Annotated in this window: 15 protein-coding genes and 1 pseudogene; 6 read left to right on the forward strand and 10 right to left on the reverse strand. The window is 70.5% G+C overall.

All coding sequences use genetic code 11. The features are described from left to right. Positions 1-96: pseudogene (locus AB0M67_RS24240) on the reverse strand (NmrA family transcriptional regulator); the annotation flags it as partial. A gap of 6 nt (positions 97-102) precedes the next feature. Then, a complete protein-coding gene (locus AB0M67_RS24245; protein WP_365748589.1) occupies positions 103-1,077 on the reverse strand; it encodes a YafY family protein in 975 nt (324 codons plus the stop codon). 228 nt (positions 1,078-1,305) lie between these two features. On the opposite strand from AB0M67_RS24245, the gene AB0M67_RS24250 reads away from it, so the two are divergent. The 5 genes from AB0M67_RS24250 (at position 1,306) to AB0M67_RS24270 (ending at position 8,385) form a co-directional block, all read left to right on the forward strand. Continuing rightward, the gene (locus AB0M67_RS24250) at positions 1,306-2,736 is read left to right on the forward strand and encodes an MFS transporter (protein WP_365748893.1); all 1,431 of its coding nucleotides are present in this window, start codon (positions 1,306-1,308) and stop codon (positions 2,734-2,736) included. 175 nt (positions 2,737-2,911) lie between these two features. Next, complete coding sequence (locus tag AB0M67_RS24255) at positions 2,912-4,231, forward strand: S1 family peptidase (RefSeq protein WP_365748591.1); 1,320 nt, start codon at positions 2,912-2,914, stop codon at positions 4,229-4,231. 107 nt (positions 4,232-4,338) lie between these two features. Continuing rightward, positions 4,339-5,100 (forward strand): DeoR/GlpR family DNA-binding transcription regulator, encoded by a 762-nt coding sequence (locus tag AB0M67_RS24260; RefSeq protein ID WP_129766921.1) that lies wholly within the window; start codon positions 4,339-4,341, stop codon positions 5,098-5,100. Positions 5,101-5,183: 83 nt separating this feature from the next. Beyond that, on the forward strand, positions 5,184-6,131 hold the full coding sequence (gene pfkB, locus AB0M67_RS24265) for a 1-phosphofructokinase (protein WP_365748594.1): 948 nt from the start codon (positions 5,184-5,186) through the stop codon (positions 6,129-6,131). A 112-nt stretch (positions 6,132-6,243) separates the two neighbouring features. Then, positions 6,244-8,385 (forward strand): fructose-specific PTS transporter subunit EIIC, encoded by a 2,142-nt coding sequence (locus tag AB0M67_RS24270; protein WP_365748596.1) that lies wholly within the window; start codon positions 6,244-6,246, stop codon positions 8,383-8,385. Between the two features lie 95 nt (positions 8,386-8,480). On the opposite strand, the gene AB0M67_RS24275 is transcribed toward AB0M67_RS24270, so the two are convergent. After that, complete coding sequence (locus AB0M67_RS24275) at positions 8,481-9,335, reverse strand: DUF6227 family protein (protein ID WP_365748598.1); 855 nt, start codon at positions 9,333-9,335, stop codon at positions 8,481-8,483. Between the two features lie 146 nt (positions 9,336-9,481). Then, on the reverse strand, positions 9,482-10,513 hold the full coding sequence (locus AB0M67_RS24280; protein WP_365748600.1) for a P1 family peptidase: 1,032 nt from the start codon (positions 10,511-10,513) through the stop codon (positions 9,482-9,484). A gap of 172 nt (positions 10,514-10,685) precedes the next feature. Here AB0M67_RS24280 and AB0M67_RS24285 point away from each other — a divergent pair, with 172 nt between their 5' ends. Continuing rightward, a complete protein-coding gene (locus AB0M67_RS24285; RefSeq protein WP_365748602.1) occupies positions 10,686-10,910 on the forward strand; it encodes a hypothetical protein in 225 nt (74 codons plus the stop codon). A 22-nt stretch (positions 10,911-10,932) separates the two neighbouring features. Here AB0M67_RS24285 and mscL read toward each other — a convergent pair whose 3' ends face one another. The 6 genes from mscL to AB0M67_RS24315 form a co-directional block, all read right to left on the reverse strand. Beyond that, the gene (mscL, locus tag AB0M67_RS24290) at positions 10,933-11,481 is read right to left on the reverse strand and encodes a large conductance mechanosensitive channel protein MscL (RefSeq protein WP_365748604.1); all 549 of its coding nucleotides are present in this window, start codon (positions 11,479-11,481) and stop codon (positions 10,933-10,935) included. A 213-nt stretch (positions 11,482-11,694) separates the two neighbouring features. Then, positions 11,695-12,336 (reverse strand): hypothetical protein, encoded by a 642-nt coding sequence (locus AB0M67_RS24295; RefSeq protein WP_365748606.1) that lies wholly within the window; start codon positions 12,334-12,336, stop codon positions 11,695-11,697. A 193-nt stretch (positions 12,337-12,529) separates the two neighbouring features. Further along, complete coding sequence (locus AB0M67_RS24300; RefSeq protein WP_249952029.1) at positions 12,530-13,363, reverse strand: S-methyl-5'-thioadenosine phosphorylase; 834 nt, start codon at positions 13,361-13,363, stop codon at positions 12,530-12,532. Between the two features lie 102 nt (positions 13,364-13,465). Further along, positions 13,466-13,858 carry an FmdB family zinc ribbon protein gene (locus AB0M67_RS24305; RefSeq protein WP_365748608.1) on the reverse strand — a complete coding sequence of 131 codons (393 nt, stop codon included), beginning with the start codon at positions 13,856-13,858 and terminating at the stop codon, positions 13,466-13,468. Between the two features lie 66 nt (positions 13,859-13,924). Further along, a complete protein-coding gene (locus AB0M67_RS24310) occupies positions 13,925-15,352 on the reverse strand; it encodes an MFS transporter (RefSeq protein ID WP_365748610.1) in 1,428 nt (475 codons plus the stop codon). A gap of 295 nt (positions 15,353-15,647) precedes the next feature. Continuing rightward, the gene (locus AB0M67_RS24315; RefSeq protein ID WP_365748894.1) at positions 15,648-17,213 is read right to left on the reverse strand and encodes a potassium/proton antiporter; all 1,566 of its coding nucleotides are present in this window, start codon (positions 17,211-17,213) and stop codon (positions 15,648-15,650) included. Positions 17,214-17,320: the final 107 nt, after the last annotated feature.

Here is a 17,320-nt window from a genome sequence, read left to right on the forward strand (position 1 = left end):
CTCCGCCCAGGCCAAGGCGTTGGAGGCGAAGCCGCCAGGTCGCAGGACGGCCCAGTCCAGGCCGGACTCCCTCAACGCGTCCTCCACCGCGCGCAGAGGCTCCTACGATGCCGCTCCCGGGACGGCCGCCCGGGTGAGCCTCGCCCCCAGATCGCGCAGGTAGTCCGTCAGCTGGTCGGGTCGGTGCGCCGTGAACTCGCAGTCCACCAGGGCCAGTCGCAGCGCCAGCCACTCCAGCGAGTCCTTCACCGAGGTGCGCAGCCGGCAGGAGTCAGGGCCGGTGGGTTCGGGCGCGCCGAGATGGGCCGGGAGCCTCGCCGCGACAAACCGCGCGGGCGCCCGGAAGCTCACATCCACCTCCATCCGCGGCTGCATCCGGGACATCGACCGGCTCAGGAACTTCGCCGCGTCCCCGGCGGGCAGCTCACGCGGATGGAACCGCGCGCCGGTGGCGAAGGGCTCGCTGACGCGGTCGACCCGGAACGTACGCCAGTCCTCGCGCCCGAGGTCGTACGCCACCAGATACCAGCGCCGGCCGGTGGAGACGAGACGGTACGGCTCGACCTGCCGCTTCGTCTCCGTACCGTCGCCCGAGCGATAGCCGAAGCGCAGCCGCTCGGTGGCGGTGACCGCCGAGGCCATCACCGTCAGAGTGCGCGGCTCGATGGTGGCACCGTCGCCCTGGGCGAGGGGGATCGTCGCGGCCTGAAGTGTGGAGACGCGGTGGCGCAGCCGGGAGGGCAGCACCTGCTCCAGCTTGGCGAGCGCCCGTACGGACGCCTCCTCCACGCCCTCGATGGCATGGCCCGCCCCGGCGCGCAGCCCGACGGCGATGGCGACGGCCTCCTCGTCGTCCAGGAGCAGCGGTGGCATGGCGGTGCCGGCGACCAGCCGATAGCCGCCCACCGCGCCCATGGTGGCTTCGACGGGGTAGCCGAGGGCGCGCAGCCGGTCGATGTCGCGGCGGATCGTTCGCGGGCTGACGCTGAGCCGCTCGGCCAGCTCACTGCCCGGCCACTCGCGCGGAGTCTGGAGGAGGGAGAGGAGAGTGAGGAGCCGCGCCGGGGTGTCGGTCATGGGATCCATGGTGCGCGCCCTCTAGGACATGTTCTGGCCTAGATGGTCTCTAGTTTCCTCCGCATGAGTTCTTCGCCCGCCTCTTCTCCCCCTTCTTCTCCCCCTTCTTCTCCGCCTTCCTCTCCTCCTTCCGCTCCTTCTTCTCCTCCTCTCTCACCGTCTGTGCCTGTTCCTGACAAGCCTTCCGCGCCCGGCGACCGTCGTCGCTGGCTGGCCCTCGCCGTCGTCATGACCGCCGCGTTCATGGACCTGGTCGACGTCACGATCGTCAATATCGCCATCCCGAGCATCGAACGGGATCTGGGCGCCTCCTTCGGGGCCATCCAGTGGATAACCGCCGGATACGCCCTCGCCTTCGCCGCCGGACTGATCACCGGCGGTCGGCTGGGTGACATCTACGGCCGCAAGCGGCTCTTTCTGATCGGAATCACCGGCTTCACGATCGCCTCCGCGCTCTGCGGCTTCGCCGCGAACCCGGAGATGCTGGCCGGCTCACGGCTGCTCCAGGGCGCGATGGCGGCGATGATGGTCCCGCAGGTGCTCGCGATCATCCATGTCACCTTCCCCGCGCACGAACGCGGCAAGGTCTTCGGGATGTTCGGCGCGATCGTCGGCCTCGGCGCCGTCTCGGGACCGCTGCTCGGCGCGCTGCTGACGCAGTGGAACATCGCCGGGCTGGAGTGGCGGCCCATCTTCCTGATCAATCTGCCGGTCGGGATCGCGGGCGTACTGCTCGGCCGGAGGTTCATCATCGAGTCCAAGGCACCCAAGGCGCTCCGGCTCGATCTGGTCGGCGTGGTGCTGGTGGTCGCCGCGCTGCTGATGCTGATCTATCCGCTCACGCGCGGGCGCGAGCTGGGCTGGCCGCTCTGGGGTCACCTGTGCATGGCGGGCAGCGTGCTGGTGTTCGCGGGCTTCGTGGCGTACGAGAAGAGGAAGACGCGCAAGGACGGTTCGCCGCTCGTCGAGCTGTCGTTGTTCAAGGTGAAGAGCTTCGCCGCGGGTATCGCCGTGCAGCTGACCTTCGGGGTCGCGCTGGGCATCTTCTTCCTGGTCTGGACGCTCTATATGCAGATCGGTCTCGGCTGGAGCCCGCTGCGGGCGGGGCTCACGGGAGTGCCGTTCTCGATCGCGGTCTCGGTGGCGGCGGGGCTGTCCGTACAGAAGCTGGTGCCGCGCTTCGGCCGGAAAGTGCTCCAGGCGGGCGCGCTCACCATGGCCGTGGGGCTGCTGCTCTACATCTGGGAAGCCGGCCGGTACGGAATGGGGATCCATGCCTGGCAGATGGCGCTGCCGCTGACGGTGATGGGGCTCGGCATGGGTCTGATCGTCGCGCCGCTGACGGACGCGGTGCTGTCCGGGGTGCCGCGCGAGCACGCGGGTTCGGCGTCCGGTCTGATCAACACCACGCAGCAGATGGGCAGCGCGCTGGGGCTCGGGCTGGTGTCGGTGGTGTTCTTCGGTGTGGTCGACGACCACATCGGTGGCGCCTCGGCCGGCGACCCTTTGGCGGTCGGCACGGCCTTCGTGGACGGATTCCAGCACGCGCTGTGGTGGGTGGTCGCGGTGCTCGTGGCGATCTTCGTGGTGATGTTCGCGCTACCGGCGCGACCGAAGCAACAGGTGGAGGAGTCGGCCGTGGAGGCCGCTCGGACGTAACAGCCGTTCGTCTACGGAGACCCGCACCGGGCAGATGCCAGGGTGCGGGTCTCCGTCGTTCGCGTACCGCCGAGCTGAACACAACTCAGGTCTCCTCCGTATGAAGGCCCATAGCGCCCAGGGCGTTTCGTCTGCTGCCGACGAGCGGACTCCGTTCCCCACAGGAGGTCACGAGTTGAGCCACAAACGCATACCCAAGCGGAAGATCGTCTTCGCCGGGGGAGGTGCTGCCGCCGTGGTGGCGGCCGCGATTCTGCTGCCCCAGGCCAATGCCTCGCAGACCGGATCCGACCCCTCTCCGGCCCCGGCGCCCAAGTCGCTGAGTGCCTTATCCGCGGGGGACTTGGCCTCGCGGATCGCCACGCGGCTGGGTCCGGCCTTCGCCGGTGCCTACTACGACCAGGACAGGCGGCAGGTCACCGTCAATGTCGTCGGCGACGACAGCGATCTGCGTGCCGAAGTCACCAGGGCGGGAGCCGTGGTGAGGAGCGTCAAGAACAGCACGGCCCAGCTGAAGTCCGCCGCGATGACACTGCGGCAGCAGGCCACCATTCCGGGCACCGCGTGGGCCGTCGATCCGACGACGAACCGGATCCAGGTCACGGCGGACCGTACCGTGACCGGCGACGAGTGGGACCGGATCGAGTCCACGGTCGAGTCGTTGGGCGCGGACACGGCCCGTATCAAGAAGTCCGCCGGCGAGTTCAAGACCGTCGCCGCGGGCGGTGACGCCATCTTCGGCGGCGGCGCGCGCTGCTCTCTCGGCTTCAACGTCATCGACGGCAACGGCGCGCCCGGCTTCCTCACCGCCGGCCACTGCGGAGTCGCCGCCGCCGAGTGGTCGGACGCCGCGGGCGGGGCGCCGGTGGGCACCGTCCAGCAGGCGACCTTCCCGGGCGACGGCGACTTCGCGTTCGTCAGTTACGACGACGCCACCACCCAGGCCCCGAGCACGGTCGACACGGGCGACGGACAGACTGTGGAGATCACCGGGGCCGCCGAGGCCACGGTGGGCCAGGCGGTGATCCGTATGGGCAGCACCACAGGGCTGAACGACGGCTCGGTCACCGGCCTCGACGCCACGGTCAACTACGCGGAGGGTACGGTCACCGGCCTGATCCAGACCGACGTCTGCGCGGAGCCCGGTGACAGCGGCGGCCCCCTCTTCACCGCGGACGGCAACGCCATCGGTCTGACCTCCGGTGGCAGCGGCGACTGCACCGTCGGTGGCGAGACGTTCTTCCAGCCGGTGACCACCGCGCTGGCGGCGGTCGGCGCTCAGATCGGCGACGGGTCTGTCGGCGACGGGTCCGTTGGGGACGGGTCTGTCGGGGACGGGTCTGTTGGGGACGGCGGCGACTTGGGCGCCGGGAACGACGGCGGGACGGCCCAGAACGACGGCGGGAATGCCGGGGGCTACGGCGGCGATGCCGGGGACTCCAACGATGAGGGAGCCGTCGGCCACGGCGAGAGCGCCGCCACCGAGAACGGCTGACGCCCGACTCTGTCCGTACCGTGCCCGGATCTGTTTACTTTCTGGAAATCTGGGCGTAGCGTGTCGCCGAAACCACAGGTTCGGGCACGGAATGGACGTAAAACCACATGTACGCACCGGAGCGACAGCAGGAGATCCTGCGCCTCGCCCGTGAGGGCGGCCGCGTCGATGTGCTGTCGCTGGCCGAGGAGTTCCAGGTCACCGCCGAGACCGTACGGCGTGATCTCAAGGCCCTGGACAGGGCCGGGCTCGTACGGCGTGTGCACGGTGGGGCCATACCGGCCGGACGGCTCGACTTCGAGCCCGATCTCGCGGAGCGCGAGTCCACCGCCGCCGACGAGAAGGACCGTATCGCGCACGCGGCGCTCGCCGAGCTGCCGGAGGACGGCAGCGTGATCCTGGACGCCGGTTCGACCGTGGCGCGGCTCGCGGCGGCGCTGCCACTGGAATGCGGGCTCACCGTCGTCACCCACGCGCTACCCGTCGCCGCCCGCCTCGCCGATCATCCGGGCATCGATCTCCATCTGGTCGGGGGCAGGGTGCGGCACCGTACGCGCGCCGCCGTCGACGCCTGGGCCCTGCGCGCGTACGGCGAGATCCGCGCCGATGTCGTCTTCCTCGGCACGAACGGGTTCTCGCCGGAAGGCGGTCTCACCACCCCGGACCTCGCGGAGGCGGCCGTCAAGCGCGCGCTCGTGGGCGCCGCCCGGCGGGTGGTGCTGCTCGCCGACTCCGCCAAGCACGGCCAGGAGCACTTCGCGCGCTTCGGCGCTCTCGCCGATGTCGACCTGCTCATCACCGACAGCGGGCTCAGCCCTTCGGACGCCGCGGCGGTAGAGGCCGCGGGCACCGAAGTGCTGTGCGTCTAGCTGTGCGACCCCCAGCTGTGCGACCCGTAGCTGTGCGACCAGTCGCCGTGCGACCCGTAGCTGTGCGACCAGGAGAGCGCCGCATGATTCTCACCGTCACCCCGAACCCGAGCCTGGACCGTACGTACGAGGTCCCGGCCCTCGACCGAGGCGAAGTGCTGCGGGCCACGGCCGAGCGCATGGACCCCGGCGGCAAGGGGGTCAATGTCTCGCGGGCCGTCGCCGCGGCGGGCCGACGTACGGTCGCCGTACTGCCGCTCGGCGGCGCGCCGGGCGCGCTCGTCGCCGAACTGCTCGCGGGGCAGGGCATCGAGGTCGCGCCGGTGCCGGTCGCCGGCGCGACCCGTTCCAACATCGCGCTCGCCGAGCCGGACGGCACCCTGACGAAGATCAACGCGCCGGGTCCCGAACTGACGGCCGTCGAATCGGAGTCGCTGCTCTCCACGATCCGTACGCACGCGGGCGCGGCCGCCTGGATCGCCTGCTGCGGCAGTCTGCCGCGCGGCCTCGCACCGGAGTGGTACGCCGAGCTGGTCGCCCGCGCGCATCGTGCCGGGGCCAGGATCGCGCTGGACACCTCGGGCCCCTCCCTGCTGGCAGCCCTCCGGGAACGGCCGGACGTCGTCAAGCCGAACGCCGAAGAGCTGGCCGAGGCCGTCGGCCGCCCCCTGGCGACGGTGGGCGACGCGGTCAAGGCCGCGGAGGAGCTGCGGACCTATGGCGCAGGGTCCGTGCTCGCCAGCCTCGGCGCGGACGGCCAGCTGCTGGTCTCGGACGCGGGGACGTACTTCGGCTCCGCCGCCGTCACCGCCGTCCGCAGTAACGTCGGTGCGGGCGACGCCTCGCTGGCCGGGTTCCTGGCGGCGGGCGGCGAAGGCCCCGACGCTCTCGCGTCCGCCGTCGCGCACGGCGCGGCGGCCGTGCAGCTGCCGGGCAGCGTGATGCCGTCGCCCGCGGACCTGGACCCGTCGGCGGTCACGGTGACCGCGGACATCCCGCTGGACCGTCCTCTCATGGAGCCCGCCTCATGATCCCGTCCCCGCCCGCCACCCGGGACCCCGCTGCCCCTCCCGTTGTCCCACCCCCTCCTGCCTCTTCTCCCACTCACCTGACCCGCGCGATAAGCAAGCGAAGGAGCCCGCGATGAGCGACATGATCACCGCGGACCTGGTCGACCTCGACCTGGCCGCCGAGACGAAGGAAGCCGCGGCCCGCTCGCTGGCCGAACGGATGGTGACCCTGGGCCGGGTCACCGACCTGGACGGCTTCCTGGCCGATGTGGCCGCGCGCGAGGCGCAGATGCCGACCGGACTCGACGGCGGTATCGGTATTCCGCACTGCCGCAGCGCCCATGTCAGCGAACCCACGCTGGCCTTCGGCCGCTCGGGCCGGGGCATCGACTTCGGAGCCCCGGACGGTCCCGCGGATCTGATCTTCCTGATCGCCGCCCCGGCCGGTGCCGACGACGCCCATCTGACGATCCTCTCCGCCCTGGCGCGGCGCCTGATGAACGAGGAGTTCACGACGGCGCTGCGTACGGCGACGGACGCGACCGCGGCGGCGTCGCTGATTCGCGGCGAGGACACCACACGGCCCGCCCCCGAGCCGCGATCCGAGCCGGAGGCGCAGCCCGAGCCGCAGCCGCAGCCGGAGCCCGAGCCCGAGTCCGTGGCCGGGGAGGAGTCCCAGGCCGGGAAGGAGTCCCAGGCCGGGAAGGAGCCCCAGGCCGCGCCTTCGGCAGTGGAGGAGCCCGAGAAGTCCGCCGCCCGCGTCTTCCGGGTCGTCGCCGTCACCTCCTGTCCCACCGGGATCGCCCACACCTATATGGCCGCCGAGGCGCTGGAACAGGCCGGGCGGCAGGCGGGCGTCGAGGTGGTCGTCGAGCCGCAGGGGTCCGCCGGATTCAACCGGCTCGACCCCGCCGTCATCGCCGCCGCCGACGCCGTGATCTTCGCGCACGATGTGCCGGTACGGGAGAAGGAGCGGTTCGCCGGGAAGCCCACCGTCGACGTAGGCGTCAAGGCGGGTATCAACCGGCCCGCCGAGCTGATCGCCGAGGTACGCGGCAAGGCGGAGCGCGGCGAGGTCACCGGTACGGCGAGCGACCACGCCTCGCCCGTGGACAGCGCGGGCGAACCGGGCGAGGGCTACGGCACCAAGCTGCGTAAGTGGCTGATGTCCGGCGTGAGTTACATGGTCCCGTTCGTGGCCGCGGGCGGGCTTCTCATCGCCCTCGGCTTCGCCATCGGCGGCTACACCATCAACAAGGCTCCTTCCGTCGCCGAGCACTTCATCTGGACGGACCACACCAGCTGGGCCGCCCTGCTGTTCCAGGTCGGCGGCCTGGCGTTCAGCTTCCTGGTACCGGTCCTCGCGGGCTATATCGCGTACGGGATGGCCGACCGCCCCGGTCTGGTGTCCGGCTTCGTCGGCGGCTCCATCGCCCTCACCATCAACGCGGGCTTCCTGGGCGGCCTGGCTGCCGGTCTGATCGCCGGTGGCACGGTGATGGCCATCCAGAAGCTGAGGGTTCCCGCCTCACTGCGCGGCATCATGCCGGTCGTCGTGATCCCGCTGATCTCCTCGGCGATCGTCGGCTTCCTGATGTTCCTGGTGGTCGGAAAGCCCATCGCCTCGCTCCAAAAGGCGCTGACGGACTGGCTGTCCGGTCTCTCCGGCGCCAACGCGATCATCCTCGGTGTCATTCTCGGCCTGATGATGTGCTTCGACCTGGGCGGCCCGCTCAACAAGGTCGCGTACGCCTTCGCGGTCGGCGGCCTCGCCAACCCCAACGAGGGCAGCCTCAAGGTCATGGCCGCCGTGATGGCCGCCGGCATGGTCCCGCCGCTCGCCATGGCGCTGGCCACGACCGTACGCGGCAGGCTGTTCACCCGTACCGAACGGGAGAACGGCAAGGCCGCCTGGGTGCTCGGTGCCTCCTTCATCACCGAGGGCGCGATCCCCTTCGCGGCCGCCGACCCGCTGCGGGTGATCCCCTCCGCGATGGCGGGCGGCGCGGTCACCGGCGGGCTGTCGATGGTCTTCGAGTGCACACTGCGGGCCCCGCACGGCGGCATCTTCGTGATCCCGCTGATCGGCAATCCGTTCCTGTACCTGATCGCGATCGCGGCGGGTACGGCGGTGAGCACCGGGCTGGTCATCCTGCTCAAGGGAGCCCGCAGGACGGGCCGCCCCGACCAGACGGCGGACGCCGGGAGCGCCGCCGACGGCATCACCGGTGACGGGGGAGCCGGAGCGGACGCCAAGGTACCGGTAGCCGCCTGAGCCGGGTCCTCGTAGTCGTACGTCGTCCACCCCGACGTCCACCCCTGACGGCGTACGACCCCCCGCTCCCACCCTCGTCCTCACCTCATCTCATGTCATCTCACCTGCGCGCGGAGCTCCATGGCTTCGCGCGCGAGGTGTTCCGTCTCGTACACCTCGCACATATGGCGGCCGTCCGGAGTCGCCGTGTGCTCCACCTCCCACAGGCTCGTCTCGCTGCCGTCGATCAGCAGGAACGCGTGCTCGTAGAGCATGAACCCGGCGTCCTTGCCCTCGACCTGGCACTGTCTGCCGAAGACCTGTGTGATGTGGTGTGCGAACGCCGTCCGGAGCAGCCGCGCGGTCTCCTCGCCCGGCCGGTCCGCGTTCTCCGCCCGGCGCAGCACCCGGCGTGCGTGGTCGGGGGAGTTGTCCGGCGAGTACATCCGGTGCCGTGGAACCGGGGTCGACGGCATGGCGCGCAGACCGCGGAGCAGGGCGAGATGCGCGTCGATCTCGGCCGTGCGCTCGGACTCCAGCTCCGCGAGCAGACCCGCCGCGACATCGTCCATGGGTGGCCCGTCCGGATCGCGCACCGCCGCCGGGTCCGCGTCCGCCGCCCCGTCGTCGGAGAGCCGTGGCGCCTCGGGGCTGCCGGGGCGGCAGAGACGGGCCGCGGCCAACTGCGCCTCGGACTCCTCCGCGTACAGCTCGTGCGACCGCGCTTCGTCCCGGCCGGTGTTGTGCACCAGCTCCCAGAGACTGAGCGCGCTGCCGTCGACGAGCAGATACGTGTGTCGGTATGTCTCGCGGTGCAACCCCGCACTGTGGTGCGCGGAGCACAGCGAGCTGGCGTGCGCCAGCGCATGGCTCAGTTGCTCGACCAATGCGTCCGGCAGGTCGAAGGAGTTGAGTGCCCGACCCAGGAGTCGCTCGAGGTGCGTCTCGGTTGTCTCGTAGGGATCGTTCAAGATGGGTCTCCAGGCCGTCGCCACATGTCACTTGGTGATTGCATAACGTAGTGCCTAGGGCTGACATCGCGTCCTAAGTTTGAGAAAACGAAGGGGGCGTACGTGAAGTTCCCGCGCGCCCCCCGCCAACTCGGTGACTACGCCGGTCAGTCGAGCCGGTACAGCTCGCGGTACGACGGGAACGTCCCGCCGGGCCCCGCCACACTCTCCGCCGCCTCGACTGCGGACACGATTGCCCTGGTCACGACGTCCGCCCCGGCCGCCAGTACCTCATTGATCGCGAGCGGATCCCTCTTGGCGAGGGGGAGTTGACCCGTCGCCAGGGCGAAAACCGTGTCCCCGTCGTTGAGCAGATGCACGGGACGGACGGCGCGCGCGATGCCGTCGTGCGCCGTGCCCGCGAGCTTATGCGCCTGTGCCCGGGACAGTTCGGCGTCGGTGGCGACGACGGCGAGCGTGGTGTTGAGCGGCGGGGGTCCGTTCCGCTCGCGCAGCTCGGCCAGCCGCCGCTGGGCCGCCTCATGGACCTCAGGCGCCGGGTACGCAGTACGGCCGTTGAAGTAGCGCCCGTACAGCACGCCTGTCAGCGGATCGATCGCGGAACCCGCCGCGTTGGCCACGACCAGGGCGGCCACGGTGATCCCGGAGTCCAGGACCAGGCTCGCCGTACCGACCCCGCCCTTGACCGGGCCGACGAGGGCGCCCGTCCCGGCGCCCACACCGCCCTCCGCGACCGGTGCCCCGCTCGTCGTACTCGCCGCCGCCTCCACCGCCGCACGGCCCGTCGCCGCGTCCGGCCGGACCCGCCAGTCGCCCCCGCGCCCCAGGTCGAAGACCCCGGCCGCCGGCACGACCGGCACCACCTGGGACGGATCGGCACTGACCCGGATGCCGCGCCCGCGCTCCTCCAGCCACGCCATCACCCCGGACGCCGAGTCGAGCCCGTACGCGCTGCCGCCCGTCAGCACGACGGCCTCGACGCGCTGGACGATATTGCGTGGATCGAGGGCGTCGGTCTCCCGGGTGGCCGGCCCGCCGCCCCGTACGTCCACCGCGGCCACCACCCCGCCCTCCGGGGCGAGAACGACGGTGGTGCCGGTCAGCGCCCGGTCCCCGGCCACTCGGGCGTGCCCCACCCGCAGGCCCGCCACGTCGGTCAGTGCGTCATTGGATGTCATGAACCCTCATCCGTACCACGGTGGTCCGCGCTCCCGGCACGTGCCACCTCCACCCCCACCGCCACGGCCGCCGCCACGGTCGCCGCCACCAGCCCCGACGCGAGGAACGCCGGAGCTCTTCCTCACGTCCGCCGCCGTTACGGTGGGGACCACGCGCCCGTACCCTGGAGCCATGAGCACCGTCCCCACCCCCGAGCCTCCGGCAGCGGAGCAGTCCCCGTCGGCCCAGCCGTCCCGACCGCCCCGCCCCAGTCCGGCGTTGATCTTCGACGATCCGCTGGACCAGCAGTCGACGGACGACACGGACCGTGGCTGGGGAGACCGACCCGCCGGGGGTAATGAGAGCGTGGCCGATCTCGCCCGCTTCCTGGACGAGAAACCGCCCCACCACCTCTGACCGGCGGTGCGGCAATCAGCCGCTACGAATTTCCCTGCCCCGGATTGTTCGGCCCCGGGGCGGTCTGGCCAGTGGTGGTCCGACCGGCGGTGGTCTGTCCAGGGACGGCCGTGCCGGGCCCGCGCTGCGCGATCAGAGTGTCCCTGATCTCCTTCAGCACCTCCAGCTCGCTGACATCCGCGGCTTCCTGAACCTCCTCCTGGGCGGCCTGCTGCCTGGCCCGCCTGGCGAGGTACTTGGACATCGGCAGGACCATCAGGAAGTACACGACGGCCGCCGTGATCAGGAACGTGAGGACCGCGCTCAGCACCGTTCCCCACATGATCGGAATGCCGCTCACGACCTCGCCCGCGTCGTTCGTCGCGCACGGCGACTTCAGACATGAGCTGTACTTGTTCAGATCCTGGGTGCCGAACGCGCCGACCACCGGGTTGATCAGACCCTTGACGACCGAGTTCACCACATTCGTGAACGCCGCGCCGATGACCACCGCGACCGCGAGGTCGATCACGTTGCCGCGCATCAGGAAGGCCTTGAAGCCTTCCAACACGCTTTCCTTCTCCTTGCTCACGAGTGAGCCTTTCTTCGCATGTGCGGTAGAGGTGACAATCAGCTTCGCAACCTACGGCAGCGCGTGCCCACACTGTCCAATCCGCAGACGCGATCAGGCGACCCCACAGCTCGCCAGTGCGAGTGCGAACGTGCCGGCCCATCGCGAACCGGCCCATCACGAAGCGACTCATCGCGCGCCGACTCATCGCGAACCGGTCCCGCACGAGCCGGCTCAGCACAGCGTCACCGCCAGCCGTGACGTGGTGCCCGCGGCGGCCAGCTCCGTGGCGGTCGCGCGTGGAACGGACAGGACGATCAGTGCCCCGCCGTCCCCGGTGTCCACAACGGTCTCCCGTGCCCTCGGAACCTCGATCACCCGGGCTCCCGAGGCCACCACCCTCGCCTCCGGCGCCCCCTCCGCCGCAGCGATCACATCCACACGGTCTCCTCGGCGCAGCAGCCGGACCGTCGCCGCGTCCGCGATACGGACCGGCGCGGACACCATCTTGGCGGCCCGCTGAGCGCGGGACGGCCGGGACGGTGTCGCCACCGCCACGGCGCCGGGCGCCCCGGACTCCGCACGGGCGTCGGCGTCCGCCGCCGCACCGACGGATCCCCCCGCTCCCGCGGTGGCCAGCGCGGCAGCCGTCATGGCCAGACCGGCCGCCGTTGCGCGCCGCCGCCTGAACAGGGCTCCGCTCAGCCGTCGGCCCGAGCCCCGTACCCGTAGCGGATCGAAGGGCGGCACCCCGCGCGGCTCGGGCGCGGCGGGTGAGGGGAAAGGAGAAGGAAAGGGCGAGGAGAGCGGAGAGGGGACGGGCGAAGAGTCCGGAAGAGAAGGAAAGGACGGATCGTGCGAGAAGGAACGGGACATGGAAACCACCACCAGCCGTGAGGAGTTCTGCGGTCGCTCCTCACGATGCACGGTCCGTCACGATCCCGCTGCGGCCTGTTGATCAGTCGCCGATTGTGGACAACTTCCTCACCCGCCGGAGTGGTTCAGGCGGGCGCCGCCGCAATTCCCGATTTCTCGCGCATGGTTCGCGAGGGGGCCGGGCACATCGTGATCAGGGCAGCTCGATCCCGGTGTCGATCCCGTCCAGAGCATGTGAGCACAGACAGTCGCGCGTCTCGCTCGCCTGCAATCCGCCCACCGCGTCGAACAGCACCGTGCGCAGCCGGTCGACATTCGAGGCGAAGACCTTGAGGACCTCCTCGTGGGAGACCCCCTCGCCGGTCTCCGCGCCCGCGTCCAGATCCGTCACCAGAGTCATGGAGGTGTAGCAGAGCCCCAGTTCACGAGCGAGTACGGCCTCGGGGTGCCCGGTCATCCCGACCACCGACCAGCCCATGGCCGCATGCCACCGCGATTCCGCCCGCGTCGAGAAACGCGGGCCCTCGATGACCACGAGCGTCCCGCCGTCCACCGGCTCCCAGTCGCGCCCGCGCGCCGCCGCCAGTGTTGTCCTGCGTCCCTCGGGGCAGTACGGATCGGCGAGCGAGATGTGCACGACCTTCGAGGTGCTTCCGTCCGGAAGCGGCAACCCGTCGTAGTAGGTCTGCGTGCGCGCCTTCGTACGGTCCACCAACTGATCGGGCACGAGCAGCGTGCCCGGCCCGAACTCCGGCCGCAGCCCGCCCACGGCACACGGTCCCAGAACCTGCTTCACACCGACGGAACGCAGTGCCCACAGATTGGCGCGGTAGTTGATGCGGTGCGGCGCGAGGCCGTGGGAGCGTCCGTGCCGGGGCAGGAACGCGACCTGTCGGCCGGCGATCTCGCCGAGGAAGAGGGAGTCACTGGGGGGCCCGTAGGGAGTCTCCACCTCGACCTCGGTCACATCCTCCAGGAAGGAGTAGAAGCCCGAGCCACCGATCACGCCGATCTCTGCGTTCGCCATCCGATCACAGTAGCGGTACTCGCCCGCGCGTACGCGAAAGACCCCGGCCGTTCAAAACGGCGGGGTCCCCACGGAAAAGCCGAGTACGAGAGAAGGGAGACGTCAGGCGGCGGAGGAGCCGCTGGAGCTGCTCGACGAGCTGGAGCCCGAACCGGATCCGGAGCCGGAGCCGCCCGAGGAGGAGCCCGAGCCCGAGGAGGACGAGGCCGACGCCGGGGCCTTGGACTCCGACGACGTGGACGAGGACGACTTCGAGTCCGTGGAACCCGTAGCGGAACCCGAGGAGCCCGCTGAAGCAGGCGCGCTGCTCGACGACGAGCCACGACTGTCGTTCCGGTAGAACCCGGAGCCCTTGAAGACAATGCCGACCGCGGAGAAGACCTTCTTCAGGCGTCCTTGGCAATTCGGGCACACGGTCAGGGCGTCATCGGTGAACTTCTGCACCGCCTCAAGGCCCTCGCCACATTCGGTGCACTGGTACTGATAGGTCGGCACTTGCTCCTCCTGGCACTCTCACTCAATGAGTGCTAACGACGCTCCATAGTGACGTATTCCGCGCGATCAGTCCACTGCCATCGGCACGCGGTGACTCATCCCACGCGCGGAGGCCCGCCCGGAGGCCCCCGGGGTCAGCCACGAACGCAGCGCGACCAGTGTGACCAGCGCCAGCGCGGTGCCCACCAGCGGCACCAGGAAACCGGTGCTCGCGCCATGCGCGTCCGCCAACTGGCCGGCGACGGTGACCGCCGCGGCCTGGCCGAGCGCGACGGCGCCGGTCAGCCAGGTGAACGCCTCGGTACGGGCCGAAGCGGGCACCAGCGACTCGACCAGCGTGTAGCCCGTGATCAGCGCGGGCGCGATACAGAGTCCGACCAGCAGTCCCAGTCCGGCGAGCAGCGGCACCGAGTGCACAGCCCACAGCGCTGACGCGGCCAGCGTCAGCCCCGCGTATCCGACCACCAGCCTGCGACGTGGCCCGATCTTCCAGGCCACAGCGCCGCAGACGATGCCGGCGAGCATGTTGCCCGCCGCGAAGACGCCGTACAGCAGACCGTTCACGCCGGGGTTGCCGATCTCCTCGGTGAAGGCGGTCAGCGAGACCTGCATCCCCCCGAAGACCGAACCGATCCCCAGGAAGGAGATGGCGAGGACCCGCACCCCGGGCACGGAGAGCGCCGAGATACGCGGCTCGGCCGGGCCGCCTTCCCCACGTCGGCCGATCTTGGGCTGGGTACGCCGCTGAGCGGCGAAGAGCAGCCCGCCGGCCAGCGTCAGCACGGCCTCGGCGATCAGTCCGGCGGCCGGGTGGACACCGGTGCACAGCGCGGTCGCCAGCACCGGGCCGATGACAAAGGTGAACTCGTCCGTCACGGACTCGAACGCGGCGGCCGTGGGGAGCAGCGACGTGTCGCCGCCGGAACGGGAGCCTGGGCTCGAACCGGCGCTCGATCCAGAGCCTGAACCGGAGGGACTGCTGGAGGGACTGCCGGAGAGGTTGCCGGAGGGACTGCCGGAGAGGCTGTTGGAGGGGCTGCCTCCCAGTACCGCCGCCCAGCGTGACCGGACCATCGGGCCAATCTGGGGGACGGACGCGCCGGTCGGGACAGCGGCGAGGGACAGCGCCCACAGCGGGGCGTCGGTGAGCGCGAGCACGATCAGCGCCGTGACGGATGCCGTGTGCAGCAGCACGCCCGGGACGAGCACCGCCCGCTGCCCGAACCGGTCGGCGAGCTTCCCGCCCTGCGGCGCGAAAAGCGCCATGGAGACACCGGTCACCGCGGCGACGGCCCCCGCGCTGCCGTACGAGCCGGTGGTGTGCTGGACCAGGAGCACGATGCCGATCGTCAGCATCGCGAAAGGCTGCCGGGCGGCGAAACCCGGCAGCAGGAACGTCCAGGCGCCGGGTGTGCGCAGCAGCCGCCCGTATCCGGGACGGGGCGTCGCGGCCGGGGCGGCGTCCTCGGTGGTGTCGACCGTGTTGTGGGACACGGTCCTTGCCTTTCTGCCGCCTGGTAGCAAGCCCCCGGATGTACGGGCGCCGCCGAGAGCTGTCCTCTTGCGCGGAACTGCGGTAGATACCAGGGCCCACAACGGGGAACGCCACGGCCGCCATACGGTCGCGCCAGCACTGCGTCAGGCAGAGTTGGTCGATCAACTGTGCCTTTATCGTACAGGCACAAACGCCACGCCACCTGGGAAAGGAGCGAACAGCATGGACGCACGCCTGCGATTACGGAAGGAGGGCGCCCCCGCCCTCGGTCCCGGTCCCGGTCTCGATCCCGGTTCAGACGCCGGTTCCGGCTCCCGCCCCCGCACCCGCGCCCGTCCCCAGCCAGTCGGCCAGCTTTCCGCCCTGTCCGACCGCCCGGAGCCGTCGCTCGGCGGCGTCCCGTACCGGATCGGTCGCGACCACCAGGAGCTCGTCGCCGCGGCGCAGTACGGTCGCCGGCTGCGGCACGAAGCTCTTGCCGTCCCGTACGACCAGGGTCACCGCGGAGCCGGCCGGCAGCCGCAGTTCTCCGATCTCCACGCCGTGCATCTTCGAGTGCGAGGGGATCGCCACGGAGAGCAGATGGCCACGCAGCCGCTCCAGTGGCGCCGACTCGATGCCCAGGTCGGCGGCCTCGGCGGGGTCGCCGAGCCGCAGGGCCTTGGCCAGCCAGGGCAGCGTCGGCCCCTGGATCAGCGTGTAGACGACGACCAGGATGAAGACGATGTTGAAGATCCGGAGACTGCCCTCGATGTTCGACACCATCGGGATGGTCGCCAGGATGATGGGCACGGCGCCGCGCAGCCCGGCCCAGGACATCAGCGCCTGTTCCTGCCAGGGGATACGGAACGGCAGCAGGCTGATCAGTACGGCCAGGGGCCGGGCCACCACGGTCAGTACCAGACCGACCACCACCGCGGGCAGGAAGTCGTCTCCCAGCTCGTGCGGGGTCACCAGCAGTCCGAGCAGGACGAACATGCCGATCTGCGCGATCCAGCCGAGCCCCTCCGCGAAGCCGCGGTTGGCCGGGGCGTGCGGCAGCTTGGAGTTCCCCAGGATCATCGAGGCGAGATAGACCGCGAGGAAGCCGCTGCCGTGTGCCGTGGCGCCGATCGCGTACGCCGAGACGGCGATGGCCATCACGGCGATCGGGTACAGCCCGGAGGCGGGCAGCGCCACATGCCGCAGCCCGAAGGCGCCCGCCCAGCCCACGGCGAGTCCGACACACGCGCCGATCGCCAGTTCCAGCGTGATCTCGCCGACCAGCACGTACCAGTGCTCCACCGGGCCCGCCGCCGAGAGCGCGACCACCATGATCACGACAGGGGCGTCATTGAAGCCCGACTCGGCCTCCAGCGCCCCGGTTACCCGGGACGGCAGTGGCACCTTCCGCAGTACGGAGAAGACCGCCGCGGCATCCGTCGAGGAGACGACCGCGCCGACGATCAGCGCCTGCCGCCACTCCAGACCGATCAGATAGTGCGCGGCCGAGGCGGTCACCCCGACGCTCACCGCGACCCCCACGGTGGAGAGCACGGCGGCGGCGGGCAACGCCGGTTTCACTTCTTTCCACTTGGTGCCCAGACCACCTTCGGCCAGGATCACCACAAGGGCGGCATATCCGATTACCTGCGTCAGTTCGGCGTTGTCGAACTTGACGTGAAAGAGGCCGTCCTGCCCTATGACGACCCCGATCCCGAGATACAGCAGCAGGCTGGGGAGCCCGCTCCGGGAGGAGATCCGGACGGCCGCGACCGCGATCAGCAGCACGAGGGAGCCGATCAGCAGGAGTTCGTTGAGATGGTGGACAGACAGCGGCCGATCCTTCCCCTCGCGCTTGCCGGATCGTTCCTCCGGCAGCCGGTACTTCGTTACCTTACCTAATCTTTAACGTTTTCTTGACGCTTTCGATCGCCAGTACGAGCCGATGTGATCTGCGCCTCCCTTTCGGCCGCTGTATGGCGGGA

Source organism: Streptomyces sp. NPDC051662, from assembly GCF_040681655.1.
In the GTDB taxonomy this organism is placed as follows: Bacteria; Actinomycetota; Actinomycetes; order Streptomycetales; family Streptomycetaceae; genus Streptomyces.

Excerpts from the sequence above, each read along its gene's own strand:
- AB0M67_RS24245 (WP_365748589.1), bottom strand. The coding sequence starts at position 1,077 with ATGACCGACACCCCGGCGCGGCTCCTCACTCTCCTCTCCCTCCTCCAG.
- AB0M67_RS24270 (WP_365748596.1), top strand. The coding sequence starts at position 6,244 with ATGAGCGACATGATCACCGCGGACCTGGTCGACCTCGACCTGGCCGCC.
- AB0M67_RS24300 (WP_249952029.1), bottom strand. The coding sequence starts at position 13,363 with ATGGCGAACGCAGAGATCGGCGTGATCGGTGGCTCGGGCTTCTACTCC.
- AB0M67_RS24280 (WP_365748600.1), bottom strand. The coding sequence starts at position 10,513 with ATGACATCCAATGACGCACTGACCGACGTGGCGGGCCTGCGGGTGGGG.
- AB0M67_RS24295 (WP_365748606.1), bottom strand. The coding sequence starts at position 12,336 with ATGTCCCGTTCCTTCTCGCACGATCCGTCCTTTCCTTCTCTTCCGGAC.
- AB0M67_RS24285 (WP_365748602.1), top strand. The coding sequence starts at position 10,686 with ATGAGCACCGTCCCCACCCCCGAGCCTCCGGCAGCGGAGCAGTCCCCG.
- AB0M67_RS24250 (WP_365748893.1), top strand. The coding sequence starts at position 1,306 with ATGACCGCCGCGTTCATGGACCTGGTCGACGTCACGATCGTCAATATC.
- AB0M67_RS24260 (WP_129766921.1), top strand. The coding sequence starts at position 4,339 with ATGTACGCACCGGAGCGACAGCAGGAGATCCTGCGCCTCGCCCGTGAG.
- pfkB (WP_365748594.1), top strand. The coding sequence starts at position 5,184 with ATGATTCTCACCGTCACCCCGAACCCGAGCCTGGACCGTACGTACGAG.